Origin of the sequence: Shewanella electrodiphila (assembly GCF_023283985.1) — a bacterium.
GTDB lineage: Bacteria > Pseudomonadota > Gammaproteobacteria > Enterobacterales > Shewanellaceae > Shewanella > Shewanella electrodiphila.
Window position 1 is genome coordinate 490,578 of record NZ_JAKIKU010000001.1, and the last position, 13,368, is coordinate 503,945.

Genomic DNA, 13,368 nt, shown 5'->3' on the forward strand with positions numbered 1-13,368 from the left:
AATGAAAAAACTAAAAGTAATGTCAGTGGTCGGTACTCGACCTGAAATCATTCGTCTTTCTAGAGTTTTAGCTAAATTAGATGAACACTGTGAGCATATCTTGGTTCATACCGGTCAGAATTATGACTTTGAATTAAATGAAGTTTTTTTTAATGATTTAGGTGTACGTAAACCTGATTACTTTTTGAATGCCGCAGGTAAAAATGCTGCGGAAACTATTGGTCAGGTTATTATTAAAGTTGACCAAGCATTAGAAGAAATAACACCGGACTGTATGCTTGTTCTTGGTGACACTAACTCTTGCCTTTCAGCCATCCCAGCTAAACGTCGCAAAGTTCCAATTTTTCATATGGAAGCGGGTAATCGTTGTTTTGACCAACGTGTGCCAGAGGAAACGAATCGACGTATAGTAGATCATACAGCAGATATAAATCTAACATATAGTTCAATTGCACGTGACTATTTACTTGCTGAAGGCTTGCCTGCAGATCGTGTCATTAAAACTGGTAGCCCTATGTTTGAGGTGTTAAATCATTACATGCCCCAAATTGATAGTTCGAATGTATTAGGTCGATTAAATTTAGAGAAAAGACAGTTTTTTGTGGTAAGTGCCCACCGTGAAGAGAATGTAGACTCACCTAAGCAGTTAGCTAAATTAGCCGAAACATTAAATACAGTCGCTTCTCATTATGATTTGCCAGTAATTGTATCTACTCACCCTCGTACACGGAATCGTATTGAGGCTCAAGGTATAGAATTCCATAAAAATATTAAGCTGCTTAAACCGTTAGGTTTTCATGACTATAACCATCTGCAAAAATATGCAAAGGCTGTTTTGTCTGACAGTGGAACTATTAATGAAGAATCTTCAATTATGAACTTCGCGGCACTCAATATGCGAGAGGCTCATGAGCGACCAGAAGGAATGGAAGAAGCTTCTGTTATGATGGTTGGCCTTGAAGTGGAACGAGTAATGCAAGCATTACAAGTCCTTGAATCGCAACCTTGCGGTAATGAGCGCCTACTTCGTCCTGTTAGTGATTATAGCATGCCAAATGTATCTGATAAAATGGTGCGAATCATCCATTCATATACTGACTATGTTAAGAGAGTAGTCTGGAAAGAGTATTAATGCGCATTTTATTTATCAGTCAACTGTATGACCCAGAGTATTCAATTAAAGGTTCAGCTTTAATGCAATATTGGCGCGAGCAAGGGCATGATGTTGAAGTTATTACAACTTTCCCTAATTATCCAACTGGGAAAGTTTTTGATGGGTACAAAGTCAAGTTTTGTTCTTCTGAAACAAATAATGGTGTCAAAGTAACTCGTCTCTGGTCTCATATATCACATTCAAAATCTAAAATTTCAAGAGCCTTTTCTTATATAACCTTCACACTTATGGCTTTATTTACTGCATTAAATCGAAAAAATATAGACTTGGTTTATGCATATCATCCTCAGTCAACAACTGGACTGATTGGTTTGATAATGAATAAGTTAAAAAAAGTGCCTTTTATAACTGATGTACAAGATCTTTGGCCAGATGCATTGATTGCCACTGGGATGAATAAGAGTGGTTTAATAGTTAAAGTGCTTGGTTGGTGGTGTAAAGTCATTTATAAGAATGCTACGCAAGTTATCGTTCTATCTGAAGGGTACAAGAAAGCTTTAGTCCAGCGGGGAGTTAAGGCTGAAAATATTACAGTCGTTTATAATTGGTGTCCTGAAGAGGCCCGTATCGATTCGGTTTTATCCGAAAAGTCCATTGTTCCATGCGTAAAACATAAACCTGCACACTTTATTTATGCTGGTAATATGGGGGCTGCACAATCTTTAGCATCAATGATTGATGCTGTATCTACTTTTAGTAAAGATGATGTTATTTTTACCTTAATTGGTGGAGGTGTTGAAAAGCAGGAACTACAGAAGCTAGTCAAAGAAAAAGAAATTTCAAATGTAATAATTAAAGATTATGTTCCTCCGAGTCAAATATTTAAGGTTTTATCGGATGCTGATGTATTAGTTGTTCATTTGCGTGATGATCCTCTTTTTCGTATAACTATTCCATCTAAAACTCAATCTTCATTGGCTATGGGGAAACCTATTTTAATGGCTGTCGGAGGGGAAGCTAATTTTATCTTGGAGTCGGCAAATGCAGGTGTTGTTGCTGAGCCAGATGATGTAAGTTCGATCATAGCATCAATAAGGGAATTATTAGCTAGGCGTGAAGAGTGGCCTGAAATGGCTGAAAATTCTCGTGCATTCTATTCAAAAAATATGTCTATGCTAGTCAGTTATTCTAGATTAGACGATGTGCTAAAAAAGGCAGTAAATAAGTTATGATAATTCGTGATGCTTTATTAGATGATATCCCTCAAATTGTAAAAGTACATAAGTTCGCTTTTCCTGGTTTTTTTTTAACAACGCTTGGAGAACGTTTTCTTAATATGCTCTATGAAGGTTTTCTGCTAAATAAAAATGGCATATTGCGCATTGTCATAGTCGATAATAATTTAGTAGGTTTTTCTGCTGGTACTATAGCACCTGAAATATTTTTTACAGAATTGAGGAAAGTAAAGTGGTTTGGCTTTCTTATTTCTGCTTTTCCAAGTTTAATATTAAACCCTTCAGTTGTAATCAAGAAGCTTTTTAATGCAGTTTTTTATAAAGGCGATACGGTAGATTCTCTTAGAGGTGCAGCTTTATTAAGTAGTATTGCTGTAGATCCAAGTTGCTCAGGAAAATCATTAGGTACATCATTACTAAATGATTTTGAAGCTCAAGTGAAAGCAATAAGTGAACTTGAACAAGTCTATTTGATAACTGATAAAACTGGTAACGATCGAGTCGTTAGTTTTTATTTAAAATCTAATTATATTCAAGATTCTGAGTTTTGTCAGTCAGGTAACAGAATCATGCTTCGCTTTGTCAAAAATATCAAATTAAGAGGCTGTAATGTCAAATAGTTTTCTACCCTTTGCTTTACCTGAAATCGGTGAAGAAGAAATTAATGAAGTCATAGATTCCCTGCGTACAGGCTGGGTTACAACGGGCCCTAAAGCTAAACGTTTCGAAGAAGATTTTACAGCATTTTTAGGGGTGGATGGTATTGAGTCTATTTCGGTAAACTCAGCTACTTCTGGTTTACACCTTGCCCTTGAAGCAGTAGGCGTTGGTCCTGGTGATGAAGTAATCGTACCTACTTATACTTTTACAGCTACAGCTGAAATAGTCCGTTACTTGGGCGCTACTCCCGTAATGGTTGATGTTGATCAAAAAACTTTCAACATGACCGCTGAGCATTTCGAAAATGCTATCACCACAAAAACTAAAGCCGTTGTGCCAGTTCATTTTGCAGGCTTAGCGTGTGATATGGAGGCAATTATTAGAATTGCTAAAAATCACAGAATAAAGGTCGTTGAAGATGCTGCCCATGCTTTACCGACTATTTATAATGGGAAGCTTATTGGTACTTTAGAGAGTGATGCTACCGTTTTTAGTTTTTACGCTAATAAAACCATGACTACTGGGGAAGGGGGGATGGTTGTTACTGCTGATCCAGAAATTGCAAAGCGTTGTAAAATTATGCGTTTGCATGGTATTAGTCGCGATGCGTTTGATAGGTATACTTCAACCAAACCTTCGTGGGCCTATGAAGTGGTGGCACCTGGGTATAAATATAATATGCCTGATATCTCAGCTGCAATAGGGATTCATCAACTAGTTAAGCTTACTGGTTTTCAAGCTAAACGCCAAAAAATGGCAGAGTATTATTTAGAAGCCTTAAAAGATTTACCTATTGATTTACCTGCTACCCCCAAAAATGGTGATACACATGCTTGGCACCTATTTCCAATTCGACTTAAACTAGAAGCGCCTGTATCTAGAGATATATTTATTGAAAAAATGGCGGAAATAGGTATTGGCTGTTCGGTGCATTTTATACCTTTACATTTACACCCTTACTGGCGTGATACGTATAAATTGACACCTGATATGTTTCCAATCGCTCAAAAAGCTTTTGAAACAGAAGTAACCTTACCTTTGTATACTAAAATGACAGTAGATGATTTACATCGAGTTGTAAGCGCTGTGACACAGGTGTTAAAAAATGCTTAAAAGATCTTTTGATTTCATTTGTGCTTTGTGTGGTCTTCTAGTTTTATTCCCACTTTTTATTCTTATTGCTATTTGGATAAAACTGGACTCAAATGGGCCAATTTTTTTTCGTCAGGTACGAGTTGGTCGATTTGGTGTCCCGTTTTCAATTCACAAATTTAGAACAATGGGTGTAAATAGTGAATCTGTAGGTCGTTTGACTGTCGGGAAGGATTCGAGAGTCACTCGCTCTGGCCAATTTCTCCGAAAGGCAAAAATTGATGAGTTGCCTCAACTGATAGATGTGCTTATTGGTAAAATGAGTTTAGTCGGTCCTCGTCCCGAAGTTCAAGAGTTTATCGATTTCTATCCTGATGAAATAAAACAAGAAGTATTATCTGTACGACCAGGAATTACAGATCTTGCTTCAATTGAAATGGTTGACGAAAATGAGATTTTGTCCGGTTATAGTGATCATCGTCAAGCATATATTGATATAATACTACCTATCAAGCAGAAATATTATGTTGATTATGTAAAGGGTAATAATATTTATAGTGACGTATGTATTATTTTTAAAACTATTTTTAAAATAATACATCGTTAACGTTTAAGTTTAATATTCTTGTGTCATTTAAATAAGACACCTTCTATGAGTGCAGTGATTGTAATTTTATCACATCAAAAAAATCATTATAGAATATAGGCTTGCAATTTTTTACAAGTTAGGAATTGAGTAAATACCATGAATGAAGATAGATTAAGCCATTTGAAAGAGCTAGAAGCAGAATCTATTCAGATTATGCGTGAAGTTGCTGCAGAATTTGATAATCCCGTAATGCTTTATTCTGTGGGTAAAGATTCATCTGTTTTATTGCATCTTGCGCGTAAAGCTTTCTACCCAGGTAAAATCCCATTTCCTTTAATGCATGTGGATACCAATTGGAAGTTCAAGGAAATGATTGCATTTCGCGATCAAATGGCTGAAAAGTACGAGTTTGACTTAATCGTGCATAAAAACCCACGCGGTATCGAAATGGGCTGTAGCCCGTTTGTTCATGGTAGTGCTAAGCACACTGATATCATGAAAACTGAAGGCTTAAAGCAAGCGCTCGATATGCATGGCTTTGATGCCGCTTTTGGCGGTGCTCGCCGTGATGAAGAAAAGTCCCGCGCCAAAGAGCGTGTGTATTCATTCCGCGATAGCAAGCATAGATGGGATCCTAAAAACCAACGCCCAGAGCTGTGGAATATTTATAACGGTAAAGTGGATAAAGGCGAGAGCATTCGTGTTTTCCCATTATCAAATTGGACTGAATTAGATATCTGGCAATATATTTATCTTGAAGGCATTGAAATTCCATCGCTTTATTTAGCGGCAGAAAGACCCGTATTAGAGCGTGATGGCACCTTAATCATGGTTGATGATGACCGAATGGAGCTTGAAGAAGGCGAAGTCATTGAGCATAAAATGGTGCGTTTTAGAACATTAGGCTGTTATCCACTCACTGGTGCCGTTGAATCGGAAGCGCAAACCTTACCTGAGATTATTCAAGAGATGCTGTTGTGTACAACATCTGAACGTCAGGGACGAGTGATTGATAATGATTCATCGGGTTCAATGGAAAAGAAAAAAATGGAAGGTTATTTCTAGGCTTTTTAACAACCTCATTTTTGTGCAGTGTGCTGCACTTCTAATTGTTTGAACCATTACAGTGATAATGTGCTGGCGTTGAATATATGCTCAGGCCAGCGCGTTAGTTAAAGGAATACATGATGTCTAATACCGATTTAATCGCTTCAGATATTGAAGCTTATTTAAAAGTTCATGAAAATAAAGATATGCTGCGCATTTTAACCTGTGGCAGTGTTGATGATGGTAAATCGACCCTCATTGGTCGTTTGTTGTTTGATAGCAAAATGATTTTTGAAGACCAAATGGCGGCCATTGAAAAAGATTCAAAACGGTTTAATACGACCGATGAATCGTTCGATTTAGCGTTATTAGTCGATGGCCTGCAGTCTGAGCGTGAGCAGGGTATTACTATTGATGTGGCTTACCGCTACTTTGCGACCGAGCAACGTAAATTCATTATTGCTGATACCCCAGGTCATGAACAATATACTCGCAATATGGCTACAGGTGCTTCGACTGCTGATTTAGCCATTATTTTGATTGATGCAAGGCACGGCGTACAAGTTCAGACCCGTCGTCACAGCTTTATTTGCTCTCAGTTGGGTATTAAGCACGTAATCATTGCCATTAATAAAATGGATGCGGTTGATTACGACCAAAGCGTTTATCAAAACATTAAAAAAGATTATCGTGAATTTGCTGAAAATCTTCAGTTTGAAGATATTCGCTTTGTGCCGATTTCAGCATTAAAGGGTGACAATGTTGTCAACGAGAGCGCCAATATGACTTGGTACCCTGGTTCAACCATGATGAAGCTGTTAAATACCGTGTCGGTTGCCAAAGATAAAACCCACGCATTTCGCATGCAAGTGCAATACGTTAATCGTCCCAATCTGGATTTTCGCGGTTTTTGCGGCACGCTTGCTTCTGGTGATATCCGCGTTGGTGATACGGTTAAGACTTTACCTTCGGGAAAAGAAAGTAAAGTTAAATCCATTGTGACCTTTGATGGCGAACTTGAGAAAGCCACCATTGGCATGGCAATTACTATCACTTTAGAAGATGAAATTGATATCAGCCGTGGTGATATGCTGGTTCGTCCACATGAACTGCCATCATCAAGCCGTCATTTTGAGGCTGACGTGGTGTGGATGACAGAAGAGCCATTACATGTTGACCGTGAATATTCAATCAAGATGGGCAGTAAATCTGTTTATGGCTATGTCGAAAATGTGAATCACAAAGTGGATATAAACACCCTAGAGACATTTGATGCGCATCAACTTGAGCTCAATGAAATGGGTAGCTGTAACTTTGCTGTCAATGAAGATGTGCAGTTTGATGCTTATGATATTAATCGAACTACTGGTGCGTTTATCATTATTGACCGTTTAACCAACGTCACTGTTGGTGCCGGTATGGTCAGAAAGGCCATCGAAGGAAAGGCGTCAACCACTGACACAAAACACTCAGCATTTGAAATCGAATTTAATGCACTGGTTAGAAAGCATTATCCTCATTGGGGCGCAAAAGCTATAGGCTAAGCACCTCAGCTTTGTCTGAAAGCTGCAATGCGAATGAAAGCTTGCAGCTTTTTTTTGATTTCGTCACGTTGAAGTTGGTTTCTATTTATGTCTACAGATGCATACTTAACAATAAGTATTTTTCTATTAACGATTTGCGGTTTATTAAAATATCAAAGTCGTCCTGCAGCCGTTTTTGGTTTGACACTATTATCACTTGTTGCACTGGGGCTCGTCTCAAAAACGCAATTATTATCGAGTATTGCTAACCCCGGTTTAATCACACTTATTCTGTTAATTATTTGCTCTTTCGCATTAGAAAAAACCCGTTTGCTCAGGCTGATAGCATCAAAAGTGATTGTGGTGGGCTATAAAACCACTTTGATAAGGCTCTTTGGCGTTACAACCATGTGTTCCGCGTTACTCAACAATACCGCCGTCGTTGCCACACTTTTGTCTCCAATTCGTAATAATCCACATCATTTTGCCAGTAAGTTATTACTGCCCTTATCTTATGCTGCCATTTTAGGCGGCACATTGACATTAATTGGTACGTCTACCAATTTGATAGTAAACAGTCTTTTTATTGATGCTGAAGGGCATTCATTAGGCTTTTTCTCTTTTACTGCCATAGGATTAATGCTTGTCACAGGTTGTGGGGCAGTTTTAGCGATTTGCGTGCGTTTTTTGCCGGAAAATGAACAATTACTTGATGGCAGCAAGGGCTATTTTATTGATGCTAAAATCGTCGATAAGTCAGAACTCATTGGCCGTTCGGTAGAGGCGAATGGTCTACGTCATTTAGAGTCGTTATTTTTAGTTGAGTTAGTCAGAGAGGGCCGGTTAATTACCCCTGTAGCCCCCACTGAAGTATTACAAGAAAATGACCGGCTGATTTTTAGTGGTGACATCACCAAGTTAGGGCAATTAAGTCAGTTTTCAGGACTTGAAACATTTGCCCATAAAAATGATTTAAAAGACTCAAACCTCACTGAAGTTGTCGTTAGACAAGAAAGTATTCTTGTTAGAAAAACATTAAAGCAAGTGGGCTTTAGAGCATTATTTGATGCGGCCGTTGTTGCCATTCGCAGGGATGGCGAGAATATCTCTGGTAAGCTCGGTGATGTTGAGCTGCAATCGGGTGATTTTTTAGTGCTCTCTGTCGGTGATGATTTTAAGTCTCGCCGTAATTTAAGTAAAAACTTTATTGTACTGAGCGGTGTTGAAACTGAGATACGCCTTAACGGCTGGAAAGCCTGGTTATCTGTCGGTGGCTTTTTAGCTTCAATTGCCCTTGCGGCCCTTGGGGTGATTGATTTACTGGAAGGGTTAGTCATTTTACTGGGGCTGCTTATCTTTAGTCAGTCTATTAATGTGAATGAAGTCATGCGACGTTTACCTGTCGATATTTGGCTCATTGTCGCCTCTGCTATTTTACTTTCCCATGCACTGGTTAATGCGGGGGTCGTCGAGTTAATTGGTGGATTTGTTAATCAAAGTGTGGGCAAAGAGCATGCCTATTTAGCGCTTATTTTAGTTTATATTCTCACATGGTTAATGACTGAGCTGGTAACGAATAACGCCGCTGCAGCGTTAATGTTTCCTATTGCTTACAGCTTAGCGCTCGGTTTTGGGGTGGATTTTTTACCCTTCGTGATGACCGTGGCATTTGCGGCCAGTGGTAGTTTTATTAGCCCTTATGGTTATCAAACTAACCTAATGGTGTTTAATGCAGGGCAATATAAGCTAAAAGACTTTGTTAAAGTCGGTTTACCCGTCAGCATTGTTTACGGCTTAATCGTTATGATAGCGGTGCCAATATTTTTCCCGTTTTAGTGGGCACGCTTAAGCAATAAAAACATATTATTTATCAGAATTATAAGATTGAACAAGGAATTATCATGTCAAATACACCCTACCAAGACGTCGATGTACTTGGTGAGAAATCAACCGATGTTGTTTGGCACTTAGCAAGCGTTTCTCGGACAGAGCGCATTGAGCTGAACGGTCATAAGCCTGCGGTATTATGGTTTACAGGGTTAAGTGGCTCGGGTAAATCTACAGTGGCAAATGCAGTAGACAAAATGCTTCATGACCTTAACTGTAAAACCTATGTACTGGATGGCGATAACGTCCGTCACGGCCTAAATGGTGATTTAAGTTTTACTGATACGGACAGAGTAGAAAATATTCGACGAGTAGGCGAAGTGTCTAAGTTATTTGTCGATGCCGGGCTTATTGTATCTACCGCTTTCATTTCGCCTTTTCACGCCGACCGAGACATGGTGCGTAGCCTGTTAGCGAAGGATGAGTTTATTGAAGTCTTCATCGACACTCCTTTAACTGTTTGTGAGCAACGTGACCCTAAAGGGTTATATAAAAAGGCCAGAGCAGGTGAAATTAAGCATTTCACCGGCATTGACTCCGCTTACGATGCACCGACGAAAGCCGAAATTCATGTTAAGACGGCAGATCAAGACATCGAGCAGTGCGCTTTACAAGTGATTACTTACTTAATGGAACATGGCTACCTAGCCTCAAAATAAGACATATTTATGAACTATGATATTTTTAATGGTGATGCAGATGGCATCATCGCACTATTGCAGTTACGTCTTGCAAACCCGATTGAAAGTACATTAATTACCGGGGTAAAAAGAGACATTCAATTGCTACGTAAAGTAGCTGCTCAGCCTGGTGATGACGTGACCGTACTTGATATTTCAATGGAAAAAAATATCGATGCTTTAACGCCGTTATTAGCCGCTGGGGTGAAGGTCTTTTATGCCGACCATCATCGTAGTGGCGCTATACCTGAAAGTGACAATTTATCTGCTCATATCGATTTAGACCCTAATACATGTACTTCTTTGATTGTCGATAAACACTTAAAGGGTCAATATCACTATTGGGCTATTGCAGCCGCTTATGGCGATAACCTGATGGCAGCCGCTGATGAATTATGCTCGCTTGCGGGATTAACCGCTGAGCAGGCCGCTCAACTAAATGAGCTTGGTACTTTAATTAATTATAATGGTTATGGAAGTAGCATCAGTGATTTACACTTTGAGCCTGCGGCGTTATATACCGCACTTAAAGCGTATCCAAACCCATTTGACGCAATAGCAGATAAGGCTTCACCCTTTTATCAACTGCAGGCCGCTTATGGTCAAGACATGGCGAAAGCACAAGCGGTAAATGCGCTTCATGAGAGTAGTAATCTAGCCGTCTTTGAGCTACCCAATGAAGCTTGGGCCAAACGCATTAGTGGTGTTTATGGTAACTATTTAGCCAATAAAAACCCCAATTTAGCTCATGCGGTATTAACCGATAATGAGGATGATACTTATACAGTTTCTTTACGTGCACCTTTAACAAATAAGCAAGGTGCTGGTGATATTTGTAGTCAGTTTGAAACCGGTGGTGGCCGCGCTGCAGCTGCAGGTATTAATGCTTTGAATAAAGGTGAGCTAGGAGAGTTTATGTTGGCTACAGAACAATATTACAGAGCGATAGATGAGTAAGTTAGTTGTAATTGTCGATGCGATTGCAAAAGCTGTAATCTCTGAGCACGCAAAACAAGGCAAGTTTACAGGTCATGAGCAAGCTTTTAAATCGTGTGTGGAACTACTGGCTGGTTTAACAGAATATGAGTTCCCCGTTTTGACTCCTGATATCATTCAGGGTGAAATACAAAGGTGGAGCATTTATTGGTCGGTTAGTGTGGCCGAAAGTGATATGACAATTGAGTTATTAGTTGCAAACAAGGCCGCGATATTAACTAAGACTTATTATCTTGAATAATAATTTTTAACGCTATGGCAGAATAGACTTATCATTATGATTTTAGCGCTAGTGTGTTGATTTGTGTGCACTTGCGCTAATTATTTTTGCCTCATTATAGAAAAAGCCGATATAAAGTGTCTCATCAGCTTTTTATCACCGTCACACTTACCAACTCGAACCATCGAGTTGTCCACAAGTTGGGGCTTTTTTTTCGTGCTATCAACCACAGTCAAATATAATACCTTAAGCTAACTTTACGCATTACTCTTTTTACCATTGTTAGTGGTATATTGGTGTGGCGTTCGTATTTAAAGAAGTAATACACTATGATTTTTAAGTTTATGGAGCGGAAAATGGATTTTTTGCAACGTTTGTTTCGTTTAGAGCGTAGTCAGAAACGTTTAGTAAGTATCGCAATTGATACTGTTTTTCTAAGTTTTGCTTTTTGGGCAGCGCTATTAGTCAGAGTTGATGATGTTAGTGTACTGCTTAATACAAACAATTGGGCTTTACTCGCTACGATTATACCTTTCAGCATATTAGCTTTTGCTAAGCTCGGTTTATATCGCGCCGTGCTGCGTTATATGAGTTTACAAGCATTGACGGCTATTTTACTCGGTGTTGTCGCTTCAACAGTCACCTTAGTGTTTGTATCTTATTTTACCGATGCGACTTTACCTCGTACTGTTCCTATCATTTATGCCGCATTTGCTTTGGTGTTTGTTGGGGGCACGCGTGCACTTGTTCGCTCTTTAGTTGGCTCAGGGGTTAAACGCGACGGTGAGCCTGTTATTATTTATGGCGCAGGGGTCAGTGGTCGTCAGTTACTGAATTCTCTGGTATTAAGTCATGAGTATTATCCTTACGCTTTTGTGGACGATGATAAAGCACTGCATGGCAGTGTAATACAAGGTGTTCATGTTCATTCGCCTTCAATCATACGTAAACTTATCAAGCAAAAAGCAGCAACGAAAGTACTGCTGGCAATACCGAGTGCAACTAGAGTTAAAAGGAAAGAAATTCTTGATCGTTTAGAGTCTCTGTCAACTCAGATATTAACCATCCCAGCTATGGCAGATCTGGTGAGTGGTAATAAACTGTATAGTGATATTAAAGAAGTTGAAATAGACGATTTATTAGGTCGTGAATCAGTAGCGCCTAGACAAGACTTATTAACCGCTAATATTACCGACAAGGTGGTTATGGTAACGGGGGCAGGCGGTTCTATTGGCTCTGAACTGTGTCGTCAAATTTTAAAAAAATCACCAAAAAAATTAGTGTTATTCGAACTGTCTGAATATTCGCTTTATGCCATTGAAAGAGAATTATCAGCAACAGCAAAAGAGCTTGGCCTTAATGTGCGCATTTTGCCAATGATGGGGTCGGTTCAACGTGAAAATCGTGTTCAGGCGATTATGGAATCTTTTGGGGTACAAACGGTTTATCATGCAGCGGCTTATAAGCATGTTCCTCTGGTAGAGCTTAATGTGGTTGAAGGAGTTCGAAATAACGTTTTTGGCACCTTGTATACCGCAAGAGCTGCTATTGCAGCCAAAGTTGAAACCTTTGTTTTAGTTTCAACAGATAAAGCGGTACGACCAACTAACGTTATGGGCACAACCAAGCGTATGGCAGAACTTGTGTTACAAGCTTTTTCAAAAGAGAAGCATCAAACTCGTTTTTGTATGGTTCGATTTGGCAATGTTTTAGGGTCATCAGGCTCAGTAGTGCCGCTTTTTAGAACGCAAATTGCTAATGGCGGCCCCGTTACTGTGACTCACCCAGAAATCACCCGTTTCTTTATGACCATCCCTGAAGCTTCGCAGCTTGTTATTCAGGCTGGTGCTATGGGTAAAGGCGGTGATGTATTTGTCTTAGATATGGGGGCATCTGTCAAAATTGTCGACCTAGCCAGTAAAATGATCCGACTGAGTGGTTTTGATGTCCGTGATGAGTTTAACCCCGAAGGCGAAATAGCGATTGAATATAGTGGATTACGCCCTGGTGAGAAGCTCTATGAAGAACTATTGATCGGTGATGATGTCACGGGTACCGAGCATGAAAGAATAATGACGGCCAATGAGGTTCATCTTTCTTGGGCTGAATACTCTAAAATTCTTGAGCGCTTAGATGTTGCTTGTCACGCTTTTGACCACGAAACTATTCGAGATATTTTGCTAAAAACCCCTACAGGTTTTGCTCCTACTGATGGTATTTGTGATTTATTATTTCAGCAAACTGAAAAAAACAAACCAACTGTTCAAAATGTGATTAATTTAGTCTAGTATATTTTTATCATTACTTTTCAGTCATCTATTTAAA

12 protein-coding genes are annotated in these 13,368 nt (G+C 39.2%); all 12 read left to right on the forward strand.

All coding sequences use genetic code 11. The features are described from left to right. Window position 1 precedes the first annotated feature (1 nt). The gene (wecB, locus tag L2737_RS02220; protein ID WP_248954607.1) at window positions 2-1,132 is read left to right on the forward strand and encodes a non-hydrolyzing UDP-N-acetylglucosamine 2-epimerase; all 1,131 of its coding nucleotides are present in this window, start codon (window positions 2-4) and stop codon (window positions 1,130-1,132) included. Continuing rightward, on the forward strand, window positions 1,132-2,346 hold the full coding sequence (locus L2737_RS02225; protein WP_248954608.1) for a glycosyltransferase family 4 protein: 1,215 nt from the start codon (window positions 1,132-1,134) through the stop codon (window positions 2,344-2,346). Before wecB ends, L2737_RS02225 begins: the two co-directional genes overlap by 1 nt. Further along, the gene (locus L2737_RS02230) at window positions 2,343-2,969 is read left to right on the forward strand and encodes a GNAT family N-acetyltransferase (RefSeq protein WP_248954609.1); all 627 of its coding nucleotides are present in this window, start codon (window positions 2,343-2,345) and stop codon (window positions 2,967-2,969) included. Before L2737_RS02225 ends, L2737_RS02230 begins: the two co-directional genes overlap by 4 nt. Continuing rightward, window positions 2,959-4,122 carry a DegT/DnrJ/EryC1/StrS family aminotransferase gene (locus L2737_RS02235; protein ID WP_248954610.1) on the forward strand — a complete coding sequence of 388 codons (1,164 nt, stop codon included), beginning with the start codon at window positions 2,959-2,961 and terminating at the stop codon, window positions 4,120-4,122. The genes L2737_RS02230 and L2737_RS02235 overlap by 11 nt, the downstream gene beginning before the upstream one ends. Next, window positions 4,115-4,708: a sugar transferase gene (locus tag L2737_RS02240; RefSeq protein WP_248954611.1), complete on the forward strand. Its 594-nt coding sequence runs from the start codon at window positions 4,115-4,117 to the stop codon at window positions 4,706-4,708. The genes L2737_RS02235 and L2737_RS02240 overlap by 8 nt, the downstream gene beginning before the upstream one ends. A 138-nt stretch (window positions 4,709-4,846) precedes the next feature. Continuing rightward, complete coding sequence (gene cysD, locus L2737_RS02245; RefSeq protein WP_248954612.1) at window positions 4,847-5,755, forward strand: sulfate adenylyltransferase subunit CysD; 909 nt, start codon at window positions 4,847-4,849, stop codon at window positions 5,753-5,755. Between the two features lie 119 nt (window positions 5,756-5,874). Further along, the gene (gene cysN, locus L2737_RS02250; RefSeq protein ID WP_248954613.1) at window positions 5,875-7,281 is read left to right on the forward strand and encodes a sulfate adenylyltransferase subunit CysN; all 1,407 of its coding nucleotides are present in this window, start codon (window positions 5,875-5,877) and stop codon (window positions 7,279-7,281) included. A gap of 87 nt (window positions 7,282-7,368) precedes the next feature. Continuing rightward, window positions 7,369-9,096, forward strand: coding sequence for an SLC13 family permease (locus L2737_RS02255; RefSeq protein ID WP_248954614.1), 1,728 nt, complete (start codon window positions 7,369-7,371; stop codon window positions 9,094-9,096). A gap of 65 nt (window positions 9,097-9,161) precedes the next feature. Continuing rightward, entirely contained in the window at window positions 9,162-9,806 is a 645-nt protein-coding gene (cysC, locus tag L2737_RS02260) for an adenylyl-sulfate kinase (RefSeq protein WP_248954615.1), read from the forward strand. A gap of 9 nt (window positions 9,807-9,815) precedes the next feature. Next, complete coding sequence (locus L2737_RS02265) at window positions 9,816-10,784, forward strand: DHH family phosphoesterase (RefSeq protein ID WP_248954616.1); 969 nt, start codon at window positions 9,816-9,818, stop codon at window positions 10,782-10,784. Continuing rightward, window positions 10,777-11,064, forward strand: coding sequence for a hypothetical protein (locus L2737_RS02270; protein WP_248954617.1), 288 nt, complete (start codon window positions 10,777-10,779; stop codon window positions 11,062-11,064). The genes L2737_RS02265 and L2737_RS02270 overlap by 8 nt, the downstream gene beginning before the upstream one ends. A 335-nt stretch (window positions 11,065-11,399) precedes the next feature. Beyond that, complete coding sequence (locus L2737_RS02275) at window positions 11,400-13,331, forward strand: polysaccharide biosynthesis protein (RefSeq protein ID WP_248954618.1); 1,932 nt, start codon at window positions 11,400-11,402, stop codon at window positions 13,329-13,331. Window positions 13,332-13,368: the final 37 nt, after the last annotated feature.

Bases quoted from the DNA above. Each gene is read 5' to 3' on its own strand.
- wecB (WP_248954607.1), top strand. From the start codon at position 2: ATGAAAAAACTAAAAGTAATGTCAGTGGTCGGTACTCGACCTGAAATC.
- L2737_RS02225 (WP_248954608.1), top strand. From the start codon at position 1,132: ATGCGCATTTTATTTATCAGTCAACTGTATGACCCAGAGTATTCAATT.
- L2737_RS02230 (WP_248954609.1), top strand. From the start codon at position 2,343: ATGATAATTCGTGATGCTTTATTAGATGATATCCCTCAAATTGTAAAA.
- L2737_RS02235 (WP_248954610.1), top strand. From the start codon at position 2,959: ATGTCAAATAGTTTTCTACCCTTTGCTTTACCTGAAATCGGTGAAGAA.
- L2737_RS02240 (WP_248954611.1), top strand. From the start codon at position 4,115: ATGCTTAAAAGATCTTTTGATTTCATTTGTGCTTTGTGTGGTCTTCTA.
- cysD (WP_248954612.1), top strand. From the start codon at position 4,847: ATGAATGAAGATAGATTAAGCCATTTGAAAGAGCTAGAAGCAGAATCT.
- cysN (WP_248954613.1), top strand. From the start codon at position 5,875: ATGATGTCTAATACCGATTTAATCGCTTCAGATATTGAAGCTTATTTA.
- L2737_RS02255 (WP_248954614.1), top strand. From the start codon at position 7,369: ATGTCTACAGATGCATACTTAACAATAAGTATTTTTCTATTAACGATT.
- cysC (WP_248954615.1), top strand. From the start codon at position 9,162: ATGTCAAATACACCCTACCAAGACGTCGATGTACTTGGTGAGAAATCA.
- L2737_RS02265 (WP_248954616.1), top strand. From the start codon at position 9,816: ATGAACTATGATATTTTTAATGGTGATGCAGATGGCATCATCGCACTA.
- L2737_RS02270 (WP_248954617.1), top strand. From the start codon at position 10,777: ATGAGTAAGTTAGTTGTAATTGTCGATGCGATTGCAAAAGCTGTAATC.
- L2737_RS02275 (WP_248954618.1), top strand. From the start codon at position 11,400: ATGGATTTTTTGCAACGTTTGTTTCGTTTAGAGCGTAGTCAGAAACGT.